At 60.6% G+C, this 18,946-nt stretch carries 15 protein-coding genes and 1 pseudogene; 10 read left to right on the forward strand and 6 right to left on the reverse strand.

The window, feature by feature from the left end:
* Nucleotides 1-2: 2 nt before the first annotated feature.
* From KYK29_RS12660 to KYK29_RS12670, 3 genes are all read right to left on the reverse strand, one after another.
* On the reverse strand, nt 3-740 hold the full coding sequence (locus KYK29_RS12660; protein WP_254691253.1) for a sulfotransferase: 738 nt from the start codon (nt 738-740) through the stop codon (nt 3-5).
* 466 nt (nt 741-1,206) lie between these two features.
* Nucleotides 1,207-2,694, reverse strand: coding sequence for an ATP-binding protein (locus KYK29_RS12665; RefSeq protein ID WP_254691254.1), 1,488 nt, complete (start codon nt 2,692-2,694; stop codon nt 1,207-1,209).
* A gap of 73 nt (nt 2,695-2,767) precedes the next feature.
* Nucleotides 2,768-6,712: an ATP-binding protein gene (locus tag KYK29_RS12670; RefSeq protein ID WP_254691255.1), complete on the reverse strand. Its 3,945-nt coding sequence runs from the start codon at nt 6,710-6,712 to the stop codon at nt 2,768-2,770.
* A gap of 167 nt (nt 6,713-6,879) precedes the next feature.
* Here KYK29_RS12670 and KYK29_RS22630 point away from each other — a divergent pair.
* Nucleotides 6,880-7,020: pseudogene (locus KYK29_RS22630) on the forward strand (DUF6429 family protein); the annotation flags it as partial.
* Nucleotides 7,021-7,035: 15 nt separating this feature from the next.
* Here the strand turns inward: KYK29_RS22630 and dinB are convergent.
* Nucleotides 7,036-8,109 carry a DNA polymerase IV gene (dinB, locus tag KYK29_RS12680; RefSeq protein ID WP_254691256.1) on the reverse strand — a complete coding sequence of 358 codons (1,074 nt, stop codon included), beginning with the start codon at nt 8,107-8,109 and terminating at the stop codon, nt 7,036-7,038.
* Nucleotides 8,110-8,166: 57 nt separating this feature from the next.
* Nucleotides 8,167-8,835, reverse strand: coding sequence for an SOS response-associated peptidase (locus tag KYK29_RS12685; protein WP_254691257.1), 669 nt, complete (start codon nt 8,833-8,835; stop codon nt 8,167-8,169).
* Nucleotides 8,836-8,996: 161 nt separating this feature from the next.
* Here KYK29_RS12685 and KYK29_RS12690 point away from each other — a divergent pair, with 161 nt between their 5' ends.
* From KYK29_RS12690 to KYK29_RS12720, 7 genes are all read left to right on the forward strand, one after another.
* Nucleotides 8,997-9,758 carry an ImuA family protein gene (locus tag KYK29_RS12690; RefSeq protein ID WP_254691258.1) on the forward strand — a complete coding sequence of 254 codons (762 nt, stop codon included), beginning with the start codon at nt 8,997-8,999 and terminating at the stop codon, nt 9,756-9,758.
* Nucleotides 9,673-11,196, forward strand: coding sequence for a Y-family DNA polymerase (locus tag KYK29_RS12695; protein ID WP_254691259.1), 1,524 nt, complete (start codon nt 9,673-9,675; stop codon nt 11,194-11,196). The genes KYK29_RS12690 and KYK29_RS12695 overlap by 86 nt, the downstream gene beginning before the upstream one ends.
* The gene (locus KYK29_RS12700) at nt 11,193-14,480 is read left to right on the forward strand and encodes an error-prone DNA polymerase (RefSeq protein ID WP_254691260.1); all 3,288 of its coding nucleotides are present in this window, start codon (nt 11,193-11,195) and stop codon (nt 14,478-14,480) included. The genes KYK29_RS12695 and KYK29_RS12700 overlap by 4 nt, the downstream gene beginning before the upstream one ends.
* A gap of 324 nt (nt 14,481-14,804) precedes the next feature.
* A complete protein-coding gene (locus tag KYK29_RS12705; protein ID WP_254691261.1) occupies nt 14,805-15,476 on the forward strand; it encodes a DNA methyltransferase in 672 nt (223 codons plus the stop codon).
* 70 nt (nt 15,477-15,546) lie between these two features.
* The gene (locus tag KYK29_RS12710; RefSeq protein ID WP_254691262.1) at nt 15,547-15,837 is read left to right on the forward strand and encodes a hypothetical protein; all 291 of its coding nucleotides are present in this window, start codon (nt 15,547-15,549) and stop codon (nt 15,835-15,837) included.
* Nucleotides 15,838-16,101: 264 nt separating this feature from the next.
* Nucleotides 16,102-16,317 carry a transcriptional regulator domain-containing protein gene (locus KYK29_RS12715; RefSeq protein WP_254691263.1) on the forward strand — a complete coding sequence of 72 codons (216 nt, stop codon included), beginning with the start codon at nt 16,102-16,104 and terminating at the stop codon, nt 16,315-16,317.
* An 88-nt stretch (nt 16,318-16,405) separates the two neighbouring features.
* Nucleotides 16,406-16,885 (forward strand): DUF2285 domain-containing protein, encoded by a 480-nt coding sequence (locus tag KYK29_RS12720; RefSeq protein WP_254691264.1) that lies wholly within the window; start codon nt 16,406-16,408, stop codon nt 16,883-16,885.
* Nucleotides 16,886-16,901: 16 nt separating this feature from the next.
* On the opposite strand, the gene KYK29_RS12725 is transcribed toward KYK29_RS12720, so the two are convergent.
* A complete protein-coding gene (locus KYK29_RS12725; protein ID WP_254691265.1) occupies nt 16,902-17,189 on the reverse strand; it encodes a DNA -binding domain-containing protein in 288 nt (95 codons plus the stop codon).
* A gap of 468 nt (nt 17,190-17,657) precedes the next feature.
* On the opposite strand from KYK29_RS12725, the gene KYK29_RS12730 reads away from it, so the two are divergent.
* On the forward strand, nt 17,658-17,930 hold the full coding sequence (locus KYK29_RS12730) for a helix-turn-helix transcriptional regulator (RefSeq protein WP_254691266.1): 273 nt from the start codon (nt 17,658-17,660) through the stop codon (nt 17,928-17,930).
* The coding region (locus KYK29_RS12735) for a replication initiator protein A (protein ID WP_254691267.1) at nt 17,931-18,946 on the forward strand (1,016 nt) is incomplete at its 3' end. It lies immediately after the preceding gene.

The raw sequence follows: 18,946 nt of genomic DNA on the forward strand, positions 1-18,946 counted from the left end.
GGTCAGTGCCGCAGTTTCTGACCGAGGGTCTTCTCGATCTCGGTATCCGGAATTTCCTCGCCGAGGAACCGGTAGATCTGCTGAACGTAGCTTACGCCTTCGGCATAGCGTTCGTATTCGATCGTAAAGCAGATTTCAGGATTCTGCTCCGAAAACTCGGTGAACATCTTCTCCGCGTTGCGCAACTGTTCGAGCACCCGAGGTTTGGGTGTCTTCGCCCACCAGCTGGATTTACTGACGGCTTCGTGATCGCGGGTCTGGAAAAGAAAGCGGGCCTTGGGGAAGCTATTGCGCAAATAGGCCATGTGGCTTGCAAAAAAGCGTGGATCCGAATGAAATCGGATTTCTTTGAAACCACTCACCCGGCAGCCTTTTTCAGGCTGAAGAATTTTTTCCACAAACAGGTTCATAAGCGACAGGCGGAAGTCGTCCGGGTCCACGCTTTCCGCTCCGGCCCATGGATCGAATACTTCTCCCAAAATATTCTTCAGATAGTCACGGCGCTCCTCGGGCGTCTTCGCGCGATCTTCACGGCGCCATGTGTACATGTCGTTCTGGTCGACCATATAAATGGCTTGCGAAAGGAAATAGGTCAGATTTCCGTTCTCTCCCCGGATGCTGTAGCCCGGAATGGCATTGAGCAGATTCTGCGTCAACGTCGAGCCCGAACGCCCATAAGTGACGACGAAGACGTAACCGTCCTTCGGCCCGTAGAGAGCAGGATAAAGTTGTGAGGACATATTTCTCTCTTAGAGTGTTTTTGCCCAACCACGCGCATGGTGAGAAGCGACGCGATTACGGAGTCATCCGTTCCATTCCAGTCTCGTACTCTTGTGTCAAGCAGGACACATTACGAAGTGCGGTGGTTGTTCGCCGCATTATGCCGAAACAGTCGCACCACAAAACAGGGGAAAGTTTAGCAACATAACCCCTTTAAATCCGCAAGCAGATTCTTGGAGACAATCGAATGCGCGATCAATAATTCCAAGGAATTCCTTTACCGTCAATGGCGGGCCATGCGGGATACCGATGGGCACGATACCTACTCCATAGCCCTCTATATCCCTCCTAAATAAGGACTTCTGCTTTGCGCCTCCATTCTTGCCACTCGCTTACGGGAACCGTGGTGACGCTCCAAGCGGAAAGCTCTGCCGTAATGACAGAGTTCGGGACCGGGCTGTCCAAGGATGCTCGTCAGCCTATTGATTATTGAGGCGCACCGCGCTTTGCCTCATGATCGTGTTGAACTCGGCCTATGCCATCCTTTCTTTGAGATGGCGGTCTGGAGATCTGTGTCAGGAGGATGATTTCTTCGCTGGGATTTTCAGTCGAGGGGTACGCAACGCCATTCTGGACGAAGCCATGATGCTTGAGGATGCGTTGTAATTTCTCATTCGCCTTCCGCGTCGTCGCGTAAACGAGTTTGGCACGCGCCGCATCTAGCAGGCTCGTGATGAGGTTCCGGGTCTGCTTTCCGCGATGCTTTTGCTCGACGAAGAGCCATCCTATTTCACGCGTGAAGTCACCAGAATTGGCCGTAGCCTGCGCCTTCTGAAAAACACCGTTTCGGTAAGCGAGAGCCGGTTTCTTAAGAGCCCCGACGCCAACAATTGCCTTCTCATATCGAATGAAGCCCAAGACATCCGCCCTCTTGAGACGAGCCTCAATGCCATCCGCGACTTCACCTCCCTTCTTTACGAGGAGCGCGAAATCATCGAGTTCGTTTTTGGTACATTCGCCGGGCTTCTTGATTTGAACCGAGTATTTCTCCTTCTCGACCTTGTCGACGGCGATCTTGAGCGCGCCCTTGAAAATTGGGTGGAGATCTTCCTTCGTCAGCTCTTCTGCGGCCTTACCCTTAGCATTGATCGTGAAGTTGGCGGTGCCTTTCGCGATGACGTCCAGAAGCTTTCTATCGTTTAGAAGTTGGTCGACTAACTCGTCACGAAGCTTGGTCCGCTCACGCTCCGTGACGGGATCATCGCGCTTGTCCTGACGGAAAATCGTTCGAAGTCTCGAGGCAATATCGTTGGTTTCTGAGTTGATGCGAGTGACGTAAGCTTGGATGGTGTCGAGAGCGCTTTCGGTATCGCCAAGCTTGCTGTCAGCCCAGCCGAGTTGATCGGCCATGCTCTGGATGCTGACATCTAAAGAAGCTTCGAGCTGACCGAGTTCCTTTGTTATACGGCCTGCTGCGGCCTCAAACCGCTCGGCGAATGCGCGCGCTTCGCTTTCGAGGAAGATTTTCAGAAGCTCGGTTGGATGCAGTGCGCGATTACGTCGCCCATCACGCGTGCAGTAGATACCCTTGGGAGTGCAGTGTGGCTTCGTGGCGCTGCTCGGGATATCGATTCGCAAAAACGGCTTGCCGTCGTCATTTTCGATGCTGACATCGATAGCGACCGGAGGGATGCACCCCAAAGCTTTGTTGGCTATCTGGAGTATCGTTCCATCGCCAACATCACATCCCACCACGACGCCGACCTGTGCGCCTCCATCGTTGGCGCGTTCGTCGACGCCGGCAAGGATGGCTCCGCCACCCGCGTTGGCGAACGCGACCAAGTCTTCAGCAGACACTCCGTCAGGGCCGCGCTTGAAGTCCGCGCGATCACCTTCCCCTGCCTGCAGCAGAGTTGCGGTGTCCGCAGTTACTGTCCTAGTGATCTTATTTGAAGGCATTTCTAACACTAGCATATCGCGGTCTTCGAAAACACTGGAAGCTCCGCATTTTGCCTGAACTTCCTGCGTTTTCCGAACGCAGGCTCCGTCAGTGATCGTAGATCACGCCGATGATCGGCCGAGCATATGCCATGATCGGCATGTTCGGTGCTCCCTCAATGCTTTCGGTCGCAATGACGACAGATTCGCCGAGACCGCCGATCGTCTCAAATTGGCGCAGATACGGGAAGGCGGAGGTCACTTGAGATCCGACCCGCTTCAGGATGCTCGTGCCGTCATCCAGAGTTAGCGCGACGACCTGTCCCTCAAGCGCCGACAATTCCCCCGCCGTCAGCACTTTTCCTCCCAGTATCGTCTGACCCGGAAGCGCAAGTGGAACCGCGCTTTCTTCCCGCACCCGATAAGCCACCTCTACTTTGGCGAGGATCGGATCGCTTTCGATTTCGATGGCCTCTTCACGGCCATGGGGCGGCGGCAGATGACTGAGCAGAAGGCCTACGACACGATGCACATCAATACCATGATCCTCGAAGGCTAGGGTAGGACGACTTTTCCTTGGGTCGGTCGCTTCGGCAGCGAGTGAAAAGCCCTCGCCATTTCTGGGACGCAGGAGACGACGGGCATAAGCCTGCTTTCCACGCCGAGCGACGACCAAACTATGGTCGCGCGCTGGCGAAGGCTCCGCCTCGACGATAGCTACGGATCCAGCCGGCATCGCGAAACCCATCGTGTCGTGCCTTATGTAAAACAGGGCCTTATCGTCGAACCAACTGCTCGAAAAAATTTCGCACTCGGCTACCTGGCTTTCTCCCAACGGGAGATGGCCGGTGAACGCCGCGATATCTTGTCTGACGGGAATGCTGAACGCCGGTACCTTGACCGGGATTAACGTCACGACATTAGTTGGTAGCGCTTCGGTCAGTGGCTCACGCCAGCGATAGCGGCGGAATTCGCCGTGAACGCGCTCGACGCCAGCACGGAGACGCTTCAGGTCGCCATCAACACGCTCGACATCAGCATAGCTGATCGACGCCTTGTCGTGGTGTGAAGTGTTCAGGATGCGCCGTGTGTCGGCGCCAGCAGTCATCGCCTGATCGTTGCAAAAATCATTCAACACCGGGCTGCGGAACAATTCATTCGAGCGACCGCTGACCAATGCTTTCAGTCGGTCGAACAGCGGCACCAGTGTCGGTGCCTTGGTCGGCGCGGAGTGTGCAGGATAGGCAGGATCATCAAAGAGGTCACCGAGTCTTGCTTCGATGAAGATCCTGGCTTCGTTCGCATAGTCCTGCGCGTAAGATGCGACGTCGGGATTTGCGATGAATAGCTGACGTTTCCGGTCCAGTTCATCGACAGCAAGCGACGTCTCGAGCGTGGCACGCGAGATATTCACCGGGTGGACGGACCGATGCGCGATCAAATCGGCGGGCCGGGATTCCTGTACCAGCGTCCGCGCAAAGCTGCGATCATGTGTCGTGGTGACAATCTGAGCGCCGTCACTCGCGAGTTGGGTAAACGCTCGGGCTAGACGCTGTCGATTATCATAATCGAGCAGATCCTGCGGGTCATCGAGCACCAAGATCGTTAGGCCACCACTGGTCTTCAGCACATATTCCCGGAACGCGAGGTAGAAGGCCATCAACCCCGCGCGCAGCGCAGAGGAATTTGACACGTGTTGGGCAGGAGCGCGAACAATACCTCGCCCCACTTGAATGTCGATGACGCCCTGTGCACTCATCCCTGAGGCTAGTGGCTTAGGCGCAAACGACGTGGCGTTCTGGTAGATCTGATCACGCCAATATTCCGCGCGATCATGGAGTTGGCGCCGCAAGCCCTCCACTTGCTCCTGTGCCAGCGCGCCGATGGGAACAATTTCGTCTAGCGCCTTGGCACACTGGCCACAAGCCTCGATCCGCGCAAGTTTTGTCTGCCGTGACTTGAGCGAAGCGTCGAGCCGGTCTGTGAGGGTGATCGCGGCCGAGATAGGTGCTACTCCTTTCACGATCTCGTCAAGGCGACTGAGGCTTCCGCCGATAGAAGCGGCATGTTCCTGCATCCCCACAACGACTTCCCCTGCTGCCGTGCCTCCACCATTGCGAACCTTCTCTAATGCAGACCGCAAGGCACCAGGATTTGCTGCCATCCACTCGGCAAAGGCCAAGGCGCGTTCGATTCTGGCGATCATGATCGGGAGCTTGCCAACTTCGGCGACCATATTTTCCGGCAGGGCCTCGCTCTCCGGTTCTTCAAACGGCGGCAGCGCAGCCGTTGCCGCCTCAACCAGCTCTTTGGCTAGAGGTTGTAACGCCCGCAGCGTGCCGCGGAAGCCGTCGGTGGCGAACAGTTCTTCTTTGAGTCCCGTATCGAGCAGTGCGCCAGGGTGCTTTGGCAGATCGCGCTCCATCTCTGCGCGAAGCGCTTCCGGCAAGTCGCGCGACAATGTTCCCGACCATCGACGTTCCCACTGGGCGATCGTCTGCGCGACGAGTTCGCCATCGTCGCGCACTTGTCGTATATGTTCCGCAACTGCCATGTTGGTATCGGGATCGATCACGCCCGCAAGTGAATGCCGACAGACGGCGCAATGGTCTTCCTGCGTCTCCCCCTGTTCGGCCATCCAGGTCGCGACGCGCGCATAGAGCTGGGTTCGACGGGCCAGCGTCGGATTGTCCGCAAGTTCCGAAAGCATCGATGCCTCGGTTCGCAGTGTCTTGAGCAAATCGCGAGCCTTCGCGATTGCCTCAGCGTCCAGCACGAGTTTCCCGATCCGCTCGATGCTGGGAAGCGTGCGCACCATCCGGAGTTGCTCGATCGCCGGCCCGATATTCTCCTCCAGGTCCTTGCGTTGGCTGGCGACCTCCGGATCAAAACTATCTCCCAAAACCTCCCGTGCGTCGGCGAGCCCCTCGGCCTTAAGTTTCTCGAAATGGATCTGAAGTCGAATAACGACTTCCGCTGCACTCTCGTCTGCTGCGTTGGGAAGAGCATCTGCCGGTCTCATCGCCGGAAACTCCTCGATCCGCGCTTCGAGGTCACGCCTGTGCTCGGCAAAACCGTCGTCGATCCGATCGAGCTCATTCTTGCGCTCTTTCGTTATATCACCGGCGATCTTCTTGCTCGCTTTCCCCGCATGACGTGCCAGATCGACTAAGTCCGCGAGCCCTGTCAACTTGGCAATCGCGACACCCAGTTCAGAGCTGCTACCGATTTGGAGAAAGGGAAGAATCCCCGGCATAGAGGTGCCCAGCCGAAACGCGATAGGGTCGACACCAAGGGTCGCGATGTCCGGCCCCTCCTCAACCAACTTTCCGTTCGTCTTACGGGTCTGCGTGCGCCGCACCGGCGGAAGCAGGTTACCGCCCACATCGGCGAAGGTTAGTTCTACCCAAGTATCCGCCGGGATCGACTTTGCCGATGCGTCGGGCGTCCAGTCGTTGGCATGCGGCAGCGGAGTAACAGGGCTGATTATATGCTTGGTCGGGTCCACATCCCGATCAATGATGCAATCAAAATCGCGATCACCGCCCTCGGGCAGCCGCTGCGGGCGCAGCAATTGCCCTGTCAAGCACCAGATTATGGCATTCACAAGCGAAGTCTTGCCGGATCCGTTCCACCCTTCAAACATAGTGATGGGTTTCACTGGCTCGAAAACAAAATCGTCGGGTGCGCTGGTGGCGGTCCCATAGGCATGAAGGCCGGCAAAGCGATGTGCCACGAGCTTTACCAGCTTCAGGTGTTGCACTGCTCGGCTCGAAGCCGAAACCGGGGTAGCAAGTGTGGGAGCTACGTTGGCAATAGCGTCGATGATCGCCTCGCAGTCGGTGGCCATCACGTTGCCAGCCCACTTGCGGTTGCTTCGATACCAATTGAGTACTGATCGGGCATGGTCCGTCGCGACAGCTAAAGAGTGCCCCTCGTTGGTGGAAATCGCTCGTCCCGAAATCAGGTCGGCTAGCAGGATGTCGGTGGTCAATAGGTGCAGAGGCCGGACTGTTGTCGACACCGCACCATCACTGCCCTTATTAACTCCCATCTCACCTCCCCCTAGCTCAGCGCTTACCAGATTTTCGCAGCGATACTGACCTTTGTATAGACTACGACAGTGAACGTGCCACCTCCTCTTGGAAAATCGGCGATGCAGTCTTAGCGCTGATCTTCCTCTCACGCGATCATGACGGCCGATCGTGAAAAAGTTTTGATTGGGAAGCGATGAACAGGCTTCATGAGAAGGGGTTCATCAGCAATCCAGTCGGCGAAGCAAAATCCGTAGTCTTGACCATCGAAGGCGTCAGGCAGCCAGAAAAGCTGTTCCGCGCGATTTTTCAGGCCCACGAACAGTGATGATCTGTAAAGACGCTAAAGAAGCCGCAGGCTGAGCTGTCGATCATTTTGCTCAGCGCTGCTCTGCATCAGTGATGACAATGTGACGCCCAGCAGGCGGATACCTTTCACTGTCGGGAACAGCGGGGTGAGGAGCTGAGAGGCTACGCTCTCAAGATCCTTGTCGTTTCGGATGGGTATTTCAGCGGTCCGGCTGCGCGTGATCTGCTGGAAATCAGCATATTTCACCTTCAACGTCACCGTCCGCCCGGTCAACCCCTTGGCCTCACAGCTTCGCCAGACCTTCGCTGACAGTGCGGCGATCTCCGCCTTGGCCTGGTCGAGCATGAAGATGTCCGCGTCGAACGTGTCCTCGGCGCCAATCGATTTTCTTTCGCGATTCGGCTCCACCGGCCGATTATCGATGCCTCGCGAGACACGATAGTACCAGCCGCCGGATTTCCCGAAATGCTCCCGCAGGAATTCCGGCGATTTCTCCCTGAGATCAGCGCCGGTCACAATGCCAAGGCGCTCCATCTTCGCTGCCGTGGCAGGGCCGACCCCGTGGAATTTCTTGACCGGCAGCTCGGCCACGAACTGCGGGCCGCGCGCCGGAGTGATGACGGCCTGGCCGTTGGGCTTGTTCAGGTCGCTCGCCATCTTGGCGAGAAACTTGCAATAGCTGATCCCGGCTGATGCATTGAGGCCCGTCACCTCCTTGATCCTGTTGCGGATTATCTGAGCGATCTCGGTTGCGGCAGGGATGCCCTGCTTGTTCTCGGTGACATCGAGATAGGCTTCATCCAGCGACAGGGGCTCGATCAGGTCGGTGTGCTCAGCGAAGATCTCACGGATTTGCGCCGAGACGGCGCGGTAGACTTCGAAGCGGGGCTTCACGAAAACCAGATCGGGGCAACGCCGCTTCGCCGTGACCGACGGCATCGCCGATCGCACACCATATTCGCGCGCTTCATAACTTGCTGCGGCCACCACGCCGCGCGCGGCTGAACCGCCGACCGCGACCGGCTTGCCGCGCAGCTCGGGATTGTCGCGCTGTTCGACCGAGGCATAGAAGGCATCCATATCGACATGGATGATCTTGCGGACCATGCCCTCCCGATCATCCCTCTCCTCGATCTGTTCTGCGTGCCCCGACATGGAAAATGCTCAGCCAGCCTCAGGAGTGGGCTTTTCGATGAGCTCAAGCAGGTCGTCATCGAGCGGGCGTTGCAGCGTCTTTGCCTCATGCCAGTCTGCCCCCAGCCAGGTCTCGACGTCCTCCCGGCTGGTCAGGATCACAGGCATGGCTTTGGGGTGGATCGGCTTCACGATGTTGTTCGGCTCGGTGGTGAGAAAGGCGAACAGTTCATGCTGGCCGGGACGCGGGGTCCGGTTCGATCCGCGAACGCCTTCCCAACGCGTCCAGATGCCGGCGAAGAAGAACAGCGGCTGGCTGTCGTCCAGAGCGAACCAGTAAAGCGGTTTGCGCCTCGTCACGGGGTCAGGCGTCTGTCCGTATTCCGAGAAGGCCGTGGCCGGGACCACGCATCGGTTTTCGATTCCAAGCCATTGCTGCCAATGTCTTATCCACGTCTTGCGGACATTGGTGACGCCTGTGTCGGGCGCCTCGGGTGACTTCAGGTGTTCGGCCGGTGTCGGCATGCCCCAGGTCAGGGAGGCCAGTTCTCTGTTGCCGTCGATGTTGCGAACAACCGGCGCCGGACGATCAGGATAAACATCCAGCGACGGTTCAAGATTGCCGAGGCTGTCATGGGTTGCTGCCACGAAATCCCGGATCGCCTGCTGGTTCGTCGTCAGATTGTAGAGATTACACAAGCCCGATCCTCCGGTTTTACTCTGCTCCCATAATAAAGACCTCGAACGGGCCTGTCGTTCACATCTCGCCGGACTCAGATTGACTCCTGGCGAAAATGAGAACAAATAAGGAACATAACAGCGAGAATCCACAGTGACAACCCTCGGAGCACCAAACGCGCATGACTACGCGCCCCCTCAATCCAGCCATTCTGGCGCTGCGTGAACGTATCACGCAGTTGGAGGGAGATGGTGCGCGCACGCGGGAGGTTCTGCCCTTCGGCGTGCCGGTTCTGGATCGGAGGTTGCCGGGTGGCGGACTGGCGCTTGGCTGCCTGCATGAGGTGGCGGGCGGCGGGAATGGCGCTGTCGACGGTGCGGCAGCCGCCTGTTTCGTGGCCGGGATAGCCGCTAGAACACCTGGCAAGGTTCTGTGGTGTGTCGCGCAGCAGGATCTGTTCGCGCCGGGACTGGAACAGGCTGGCCTCGCCCCTGATCGCGTCATCCATGTCGAGGCCGGGGACGACAAGTCGGTTCTTGCCTGCATGGAGGAAGGGTTGCGGCATGGCGGACTCGGCGCGGTGGTCGCCGATGTCGCCCGCCTGCCTATGACCGCTTCGCGGCGGCTGCATCTGGCCGCGAAGGAGAGCGGGACCATAGGCATCGCCCTGCGGCGCTGGCGACGGCAAGCCGAGGCTAGCGATTTTGGGCAGCCGACGGCGGCGATGACGCGGTGGCGGGTGTCAGTGCTTCCGTCGCAACCCTTGCCGGTTCCGGGCGTCGGACGCGCGCGCTGGCTCATCGAGCTGATCCGCGCCCGTGCGGGGGAATCCCTCGATATTGAACTGGAGGCGTGCGATGGCTCGGGTCATCTCGGTCTTCCTGCCGACATGGCCGACAGACCGGCTGCGGCGGAAGACTGGCGACACAGCGCTGCCGGTTGAAGCGCCTCTGGTCCTCGTCGGGCGAGACCGGAACCGGCGCATCGTCACTGCGGCAGATGCGGCGGCAAAAACGCTCGGACTGCGGGTCGGGATGCCTGTCACCAAGGCGCAGGCGCTGGTGCCGGGGCTGGCCATCGAACCCGCCGACCCCAAGGCCGATGCGGAAGGCCTGGAGCGTCTCGCCCTCTGGGTATTGCAGCGCTTCAGCCCCATCGTTGCTGTCGATCTACCGGACGGCATCGTCATTGAGTCCACCGGCGCCGACCATTTACACGGCGGCGAGGCTGCCATGCTGGATGCGCTTATCGGTCGGCTGACCCTTTCGGGTGTTGCTGCCCGCGCCGCCATGGCCGACACTTGGGGCGCCGCCCATGCGCTCGCCCGATACCGGGCCGATCCGATCCTGATCTCCGAGCCGGGAAAGGCAGAGGCCATGTTGGCGCCTTTGCCGCTGGAGGCGCTTCGCCTGCCGCCTTCCATCCCGGCTGGGCTGCGCGATCTGGGTTTCAACTCCATAGGTGATCTGATCGGTCAGCCCCGCGCGCCGCTCACCCGCAGGTTCGGTCCGGAACTCGGACGCAGGCTCGACCAGGCGCTTGGGCTGGCCGCAGAGCCGATCACGCCCGTCCGTCCCGAAGACATGATCGAAGCGAGGCGCAGTTTTGCCGAGCCGATCGGTGCGGCCGAGACCATCGCGCGCTATATCGGCAAGCTAGTTGTCTCCCTCTGCGCTAGTCTGGAAGAACGCGGCCTGGGCGCGCGCAGGCTCGATCTGCTGTGCCATCGCATCGACAACCGCATCGAGACGGTCCGCATCGGGCTGGCCCGGCCGGTTCGCGATCCGAAACGGCTGACCCGGCTGCTTTGCGACAAGATCGAAACCATCGATCCCGGCCTCGGCATTGAGATCATGTCGCTTGCGGCCACCATCACCGAGCCTCTGGAGGCGCGGCAGGCGGTCACTTCGCTGATCGATACGCCGGAATCTGATCTTTCGGGCCTGATCGACACGCTGGCCAACCGGGTCGGAGCGCGAGCGATCTATCGCTTTGCCCCCGTCGCCAGCGATGTGCCGGAACGATCTGTCCGCCGCATCCCGGCCTTGGCCGAGGAGACAGGCGCAAGCTGGCCGGATCACTGGCCGCGTCCGTCGCGGCTCTTGATGCGGCCAGAGCCAATCGAGACCATGGCGCTTCTGCCCGACCATCCGCCGAACTGGTTCTCCTGGCGCGGTGTGCGTCGGCGGGTGCGCCGGGCCGACGGCCCCGAGCGGGTGTTCGGCGAATGGTGGAAGCGCGACGCCGAACTGGTTGCGGTGCGCGATTATTTCCGCATCGAGGATGACGCCGGCGAGCGTTTCTGGATCTTCCGCGCCGGCGATGGCGAGGATGCTGCCACCGGCTCGCATCGCTGGTTCCTGCATGGAATCTTCGGATGACGGACGCTCCGAACAATGGCCCGCGCTATGCCGAATTGCAGGTGACGTCGCAATTCTCCTTCCTCCGCGGTGCTTCCTCGGCCGAGGAGTTGTTCGCAACCGCCGCCCTCATGGGGATCGAGGCACTCGCTGTCGTGGACCGCAACTCCGTCGCAGGGATCGTCCGTGCGCATGAGGCGGCGAAGGCCACCGGAGTCCGGCTGATCGTCGGCTGTCGCCTTGATCTGGCCTGCGGCATGTCGGTGCTGGTCTATCCCACCGACCGCGCGGCCTGGTCGCGGCTGTGCCGTCTGATGACGCTCGGCAAGGGACGGGCCGGTAAAGGGGGATGCCATCTCGAATGGGCTGATCTCGTCGCCTATGGCGAGGGTCTGATCGCGGTACTGGTACCGGACCTCGCCGATGAGGACTGTGCCCTGCGCCTGCGCCGCCTGCGCGAGGCGTTCGGGGACCGCGCCTATCTGGCGCTGACACTGCGACGCCGCCCCAATGACCAGATGCGGCTGTGGGAACTGTCACAACTGGCGCAGCAGGCGCGGGTGCCGACCGTCGTGACCAATGACGTGCTGTTCCACGAGCCCGGTCGCCGCATGTTGCAGGATGTGGTGACGGCCATCCGCCACAGCACGACAATAGACGCCCTCGGTCTTCGGCGGGAGCCCCATGCCGACCGCTATCTCAAGCCGCCCGCCGAGATGTACCGCCTGTTCGCCCGCTGGCCCGAGGCTTTGGCGCGAACGCTGGAGATCGCGCGGCGCTGCACCTTCAGTCTTGACGAACTCCGCTACCAATATCCCGAGGAACGGGCCGATCCGACCCTGACCCCGCAGCAAACGCTGGAGCGCCTGACCTGGGAGGGCGCGGCAACCCGATATCCCGAAGGCGTTCCGGATGAGGTGACGGCGGCCCTGCGCCATGAGCTGACCCTGATCGGCAAGCTCGAATATGCTCCCTATTTTCTGACCGTGAACAGCATTGTCCGCTTCGCGCGTTCGAAGGGCATCCTCTGCCAGGGGCGTGGCTCGGCGGCGAACTCCGCCGTCTGTTATGTTCTGGGCATCACCGCCATTGATCCCGGCCGCAACGATCTCCTGTTCGAGCGCTTCGTTTCCGAAGAACGTCGCGAGCCACCCGACATCGACGTGGATTTCGAGCACGAGCGACGCGAAGAGGTCATCCAGTGGGTCTATAATCATTATGGCCGAGAGCATGCCGCGCTGACCGCCACCGTCATCCGCTATCGCTCCAAGGGAGCGCTGCGTGATGTCGGCAAGGCCATGGGCCTGCCCGAGGATCTGATCCAGTCCCTGTCCGGCCAGCTCTGGGCCTGGTCGGAAACCGGCGTCTCGGATCAGCAGATCCGTGAGCTGAACCTCAACCCCGAAGATCGACGCCTGCGTCTGACCCTGGAACTGGCTGCCCAGCTCCGCGGTGCGCCGCGCCATCTGTCGCAGCATCCCGGCGGTTTCGTCCTGACCCACGACCGGCTCGATGATCTTGTGCCGATCGAACCTGCCGCCATGGCGGATCGCCAGATCATCGAATGGGATAAGGACGATATCGACGCCCTGTGTTTCATGAAGGTGGATGTGCTGGCGCTCGGCATGCTGACCTGTATGCGCAAGGGGCTCGACCTGATTGCGGAGCACAAGGGGATCGAACTCGATCTGGCGACGATCCCGGCCGAAGACCCACGCACCTATGCCATGATCCGCAAGGCGGACACGCTCGGCACATTCCAGATCGAGTCTCGCGCGCAGATGTCGATGCTGCCTCGCCTGAAACCACGCACCTATTACGACCTCGTGGTGCAAGTCGCCATCGTCCGGCCCGGACCAATCCAGGGTGACATGGTTCATCCCTATCTCCGCCGCCGCGAAGGGCTGGAAGAGGTTCATTACCCAACGCCGGAGCTGGAGAAGGTGCTGGGAAAAACGTTGGGCGTGCCCTTGTTTCAGGAACAGGCCATGCGCGTGGCCATCGAATGCGCGGGCTTCACCCCCGGCGAAGCCGACCTGCTGCGCAAGAGCATGGCGACCTTCAAGTTCACCGGCGGGGTCTCGAAGTTCCGCGACAAGCTGATCGAGGGCATGGTGGCCAATGGCTATGAACAAGAGTTTGCCGAACGCACCTTCCGGCAGTTGGAGGGCTTCGGCTCCTACGGTTTCCCCGAGAGCCATGCCGCATCCTTCGCACTCGTGGCCTATGCGTCGGCTTGGTTGAAATGCTGGCACCCCGATGCCTTCTGCGCCGCGCTTTTGAACTCTCAGCCCATGGGCTTCTATGCCCCGGCGCAGATTGTTCGCGATGCGCGCGATCATGGCGTCGAGGTGCGTCCGGTCTGCGTTAATGCCTCCCGCTGGGACTGCACGCTGGAGCCGGCCGGCGACGAAACTCGCTTCGCGGTGCGCCTTGGTCTGCGCATGGTCAAGGGGCTGGCCAATGCCCATGCCGGCGCCATTGCCGCCGCACGGGCCGATCAGCCCTTCACATCGGTTGACGACCTTTGGCGCCGTTGCGGCGTTCCGGTCGCGGCATTGACGAGAATCGCCGAAGCCGATGGTTTTCGTCCGGCCTTTGGCCTCGCCCGTCGGGAGGCGCTTTGGGCCATCAAGGGCCTGCGCGATGAAGAACTGCCGCTCTTCGCCGCCGCCTCAGCGCGGGCGGGCGCGACCATTGCGGAGGTCAAAGAGCCTGCGATCAGCTTGCGCGCCATGGCTGCCGGGCGCGAGGTGGTCGAGGACTACAGCCATACCGGCCTGTCGCTGCGCCGCCATCCGGTTTCCTTCCTGCGTGCTGATCTCGCGAGACGTCGGATCGTCTCCTGTGCCGAGGCCATGGGGTCACGCGATGGGCGATGGCTGGAAGCGGCCGGGATCGTTCTCGTTCGCCAGCGTCCCGGCTCGGCCAAAGGGGTGATGTTCGTAACCGTGGAAGATGAAACCGGCATCGCCAATCTCGTCGTCTGGACCAAGGTGTTTGAGAAGTTCCGCCGTATCATCCTGTCCTCGGGCATGATCGCCGTGAAGGGCCGTATCCAGCGCGAGGGCGAGGTTGTGCATCTCGTCGCGCATAGGATCACCGATCTGTCACGGGAACTGGCGAGCATCGGGCAGCGGGACGCCGCCTTTCCGCTGCCGCATGGTCGTGGCGATGAATTCCACCACGGATCGTCCTCGCCAGATCCCCGCGGTCAGCCACCCAAGGTGTCGAGAACGCGCGATATGTATGTGCGCGACCTGCATATCGACGCCATCAGGGTCAGAACGCGGGATTTTAAGTGAAATCGGGACTGCCGGGATAATCAGATCAGCGGCGGCGCACCAAGCTTGACCGCATACGGTCACTAAATCATCGCCGTTGCTTCCGCCGACTCTATTCAAAGGCTTGGGGACGCCGCCCCCGAGCGCGGCGCAAGGGATCGCTGACGCTCGACCGGGACGGTTTCCCCGGCCTTCCTCCACTTCGTTCCTCCGTTACGTGCAGGCCGGGTGATCCCCCTCCATCCCGATCGCTCTTGCACCTTTCACCCCCCGGTCTCGCCGACGGGCAAGGGTTCAGGAGCGCGCGCTTCGCGGCTCTGAACCCAAACCGGAAGGATTAGAGATATGACCAACACAGCCAACACCCCCAGCAATGTCATTTTCAATGGCGATTGCATCGACGTGATGCGGTCCTTTGACCGCGCATCGGTGGATTTCATCCTGACCGACCCGCCCTATGTGACGAACTTCCGCGACCGGCAGGGCCGCACTATTGCCAACGACGATAACGGCCGCTGGCTTCGCCCGGCGTTCACTCAGATGCACCGCGTTTTGAAGGACGGCGGCTTTTGCGTCAGCTTTTATGGGTGGAACAAAGTCGATCTTTTCATGGACGCATGGAAGGCGGCAGGCTTCCGAGTTGTCGGGCATCTTGTTTTCCGCAAGCGTTATGCGTCATCAACGCGCTTCCTTCGCTATCAGCACGAACAGGCTTATTTGCTGGCAAAGGGTAATCCGACTTTGCCCGCCCAGCCTATCCCTGACGTGCTGGACTTTCCTTATACCGGCAACCGGCTGCATCCGACGCAGAAACCCGTCGAAGCCTTGACGCCGCTTATCGAGGCGTTCACGAAGCCCGGCGATTTAGTGCTGGACCCGTTCAGCGGCAGCGGTTCGACCCTGGCGGCCGCGCAGCAGACTGGGCGTAACTGGACCGGCATCGAATTGGACAACGCCCACTATCACACCGCCAGAAAGCGCCTTGCGGAGCTGCAACACCACCGGGTGGCCGCATAGCCCCTTTGCACCGGCGCTCGTCGATGGGGCGGGCGCCATCATGCCACCATTTTACGAAAAGGACCTCACAATGCGCCGGATTGTTACGGTTGATCACCATGGCGGCTGCATAGGCTTGGGCGAGGACGCGAATGGCATTCCGGCACGCGGAGAACCGAAACAGGCCGCAGCCCTTCCGATGGATTTCAGGCTTCACCTCGCAAGCGGAGAAGTGCTGTTCGAGGGCCGTTGCGGTGACATCGATGCCGATTGGTGGAACGGTTTCGAGCCGCTGAATTACCTATGGCATCCGTTCCATTGCCGCCGCCTGTCATACCGCCGTGCAGGAACTCAAGACGCCTGGCGCTCGCTTCGCCCATAAAAAAATTGTATGGCCGCAAGTCGCCGCCGCCGTCCCAGCCGGGACGGCGGCTTTCGCGCGTCCATTCGGCATCGCGTTGGAAAAACACGCTCGCCGGGCGGGGCCCGGCTCGCAGGACAATGCAAGCATTGTCGGAACGCATTGGGGCACTGATCGGGTTACGCGGACCAGTTATCTCTCAACGAGGGCTACCCCTGTGGCCGGACGTACCGAATGATCTTTATGCGGGCAGCGCTTGCGCGCCCGACATAGGGAGGAAGCGCCATGCTCAGCATCGATTGGCGTACTCCGGCGGCTTACAGGCACACTAGGAATCTGCCGGCCGCCGGTTTCGCCTGGGAATACCTTCGCCGCAACAACGAATACCGCCAGGAATACAGGGCTCTGGCGGCGAGTAAGCAGTCGGCTTCCGGACATCTGGAGGCGTTCGTCGAGCGTTGGGGTGTGCGATTTCCCCAGCAATCCCGACGAGCCGCATGAACAGCAGACCATAATATGGTCGCCAAAACTCCAGCCACAAGCAGTGAGGTTATCAGAGGTCGAGGCCGATGGAGCTCACGGCAGCTCCTTGTTCACGCTGGCGCATCTTGATGGTCTGGAGCTTCGCCGAGCGACTGACGGCTGGCACGGCATATGGCGTCTAGACGGAATAGCGCACCAATTCTGGTTGCCGGATGGCACACCGGACACAGCAGCCAGCTACGCGGTGACTTTGCCGCTGGACAGCTTTCTGGAATTGCGTATCCACGCGGCAAGACGACTGTGGCGCTCCCTGACACGCCGCCCGCCAGGCCCGGCCATCGGCACGCTCCCAGATCAATTGCGCGAATGGCACATCCTGTCCTTGCGCGCGCTGGACGCGAAACTGCGCGGTGAGAGCTATCGCGCCATTGCCGAAGTCCTGCTCGGCTTTCAGGGGACGAAAGAAGATTTTGAGAACGACCCGCGCAAGAACAAGGCGCGCCGTCTGGTCAAGCATGGCATCAGGATGATGCGGGGAGGCTATCGTCTGCTGCTTCACTACCCGGTCAAGCCGGGCAAGTCCTGACACTGGGATCTCAGCATCACGCCTTGTTTGCAGCGGCCTGCTCCAGAATCCGTTTATAGCCTTCACGCGAAAGCCATTGCGCGCGTTCCAGGTGGCTTTGCCAGCAGCGGTAGGTTTGAAGCTCCTCGGCAGCAGGATCGCGGTGCAGAACGATCTGCGCCACTTCCTTCCAATCGGCATCTTCGGCCTTGGCATCGAGCAGCCGAAGGTAGGTCACAAAATGCTGCTCGTCATACGGCGTGATCTGATCGCCGGTCGGCGCGACGTCATCGACATCGGGATCGAGTTCAGTGGGTGTTTTCATTTCACTCCCCATCCGAAGAATTGCCTTGCTTGCGGTGCGCCCCCGCAACTGGCCCCTTTGACCTGGTGATCGGGAAGTTCGAAACCGTGACTAGACGGCCCCATGGCCTTTAGGCGGGTAGCCCTGGACATACGCCATGGGCTCCCCGACCATAGGGTCAAGGAGTTTGGTGTCGTCACGGCCGACACCAACCGCTAGTCAGGGGTTTCGACGCCCCCGGAGCAGTGCGTCTGCTCCATCTACATTCATAGCTGAACCGCGCAGGATTGTCTTCGGCAATTCGACGGGGCAGCCATCTCGCCTCTGAAATCTCACGTCTTTTTCCGTGCCAGCCCCGTCTTGGAGGGGGTGCCGCCAGCGAGTGGTCGCAAATGCGGCACGCTACACGCCGCCGGTGCCTCGCCATGGTTCGCCACAGTCCGCCGTCCCCGCGACGGCCTGTCTGTCTGACCAACCGGAGGCGATCCCATGACCCACGGCCGCAAAGCCGACCTGCCGCCGCGCCTGCTTCGCACCCAGGAAGCTGCACGCTTCCTCGGTATCTCGCTGCGCACCCTCGAAAAACACCGGACCTATGGAACTGGGCCCGTCTATCGGAAGATCGGCGGGCGCGTCCTTTACACCCTGCACGATCTGGAGGCCTGGAGCGCAGTCGGCTCGCGGAAATCCACGCGCGACCAAAATGCCGGTACGGTCTTTCCGGCGCGTCCGCTCACCCCTGCCGAGAGGGGTGAACTCTGAATGCTGTGCACCAACGATCATAAACCGTCGAGGCGCGATGCTGTCAGCGAGCGCAGCCACCTCGACCCATTCGTCGTAGCCACCGGAGACGCCGCGCCGCGCGATCAGCGCGACCTGATGGAACGACCGTTCTTCTCGCTGGCCAAATCCCCGCGCACCAGGCCCATTCTCTACAAGGCCGCCGATGTGGAGGTGCAGGTGCTCGCCATGCCCGAGCACGGCATGGCGACCATCTGGGATGCCGATGTGCTGATCTGGGCGGCGTCCCAGATCGTCGCGGCCGAGAACGCCGGCTTTCCCACCTCGCGCTTCTTTCGCTTCATGCCCTATCAGCTCCTGCGCGCGGTCGGCCGGTCCACCGGAAACCGCGACTATCTTCTGCTGAAGGCCGCACTCGCGCGGCTGCAATCGACCGTCATCGCGACCAGCATCCGCAATGGCGCGCATTGGCGGCGCCGCCAATTCTCATGGATCAACGAATGGGAAGAGATGACGACGCGCAGGGGCCGCGTCGAGGGCATGGAGTTCGTCCTGCCCGAATGGCTCTATCAGAGCGTCATCGATCGCTCGCTGGTTCTGGCAATCGACCCGGCATATTTCCGGCTGAAAGGTGGCATCGAGCGCTGGCTCTATCGCGTCGCCCGCAAGCATGCCGGACATCAGCCCGAGGGCTGGGTATTCGAGTTTTCTCACCTGCACCATAAATCTGGCAGCCTCGCACGGCCGTCTGACTTCGCGCTCGATCTGCGCCGGATTGCAGCCCGCCAATCTCTGCCCGGTTATCGTCTCCAGATCGAGTGGCAGGACGGGCGAGAACTGCTGCGCTTTCTCCCCGCAAAACTATCCACAGGCACTGTGGATAACCCTGTGGACGCAATCGGGACATCAGGCGCACGCAGTATCGGGACATCAGGCGCAAATCGGCACCGACACTCTATAGAAGACTCTTCTTTAACTGTTTCTGTGGGTGTGAAGCACGCGCCCAGTGCCACCCGCGATCATCTTGCCAATGATCC

Origin of the sequence: Shinella daejeonensis, assembly GCF_024281235.1 — a bacterium.
GTDB classification, from domain to species: domain Bacteria; phylum Pseudomonadota; class Alphaproteobacteria; order Rhizobiales; family Rhizobiaceae; genus Shinella; species Shinella daejeonensis.

Coding starts and splice junctions, on each gene's coding strand:
- KYK29_RS12660 (WP_254691253.1), bottom strand. CDS start 740: ATGTCCTCACAACTTTATCCTGCTCTCTACGGGCCGAAGGACGGTTAC.
- KYK29_RS12665 (WP_254691254.1), bottom strand. CDS start 2,694: ATGCTAGTGTTAGAAATGCCTTCAAATAAGATCACTAGGACAGTAACT.
- KYK29_RS12670 (WP_254691255.1), bottom strand. CDS start 6,712: ATGGGAGTTAATAAGGGCAGTGATGGTGCGGTGTCGACAACAGTCCGG.
- dinB (WP_254691256.1), bottom strand. CDS start 8,109: ATGGTCCGCAAGATCATCCATGTCGATATGGATGCCTTCTATGCCTCG.
- KYK29_RS12690 (WP_254691258.1), top strand. CDS start 8,997: ATGACTACGCGCCCCCTCAATCCAGCCATTCTGGCGCTGCGTGAACGT.
- KYK29_RS12695 (WP_254691259.1), top strand. CDS start 9,673: ATGGCTCGGGTCATCTCGGTCTTCCTGCCGACATGGCCGACAGACCGG.
- KYK29_RS12700 (WP_254691260.1), top strand. CDS start 11,193: ATGACGGACGCTCCGAACAATGGCCCGCGCTATGCCGAATTGCAGGTG.
- KYK29_RS12705 (WP_254691261.1), top strand. CDS start 14,805: ATGACCAACACAGCCAACACCCCCAGCAATGTCATTTTCAATGGCGAT.
- KYK29_RS12710 (WP_254691262.1), top strand. CDS start 15,547: ATGCGCCGGATTGTTACGGTTGATCACCATGGCGGCTGCATAGGCTTG.
- KYK29_RS12715 (WP_254691263.1), top strand. CDS start 16,102: ATGCTCAGCATCGATTGGCGTACTCCGGCGGCTTACAGGCACACTAGG.
- KYK29_RS12725 (WP_254691265.1), bottom strand. CDS start 17,189: ATGAAAACACCCACTGAACTCGATCCCGATGTCGATGACGTCGCGCCG.
- KYK29_RS12730 (WP_254691266.1), top strand. CDS start 17,658: ATGACCCACGGCCGCAAAGCCGACCTGCCGCCGCGCCTGCTTCGCACC.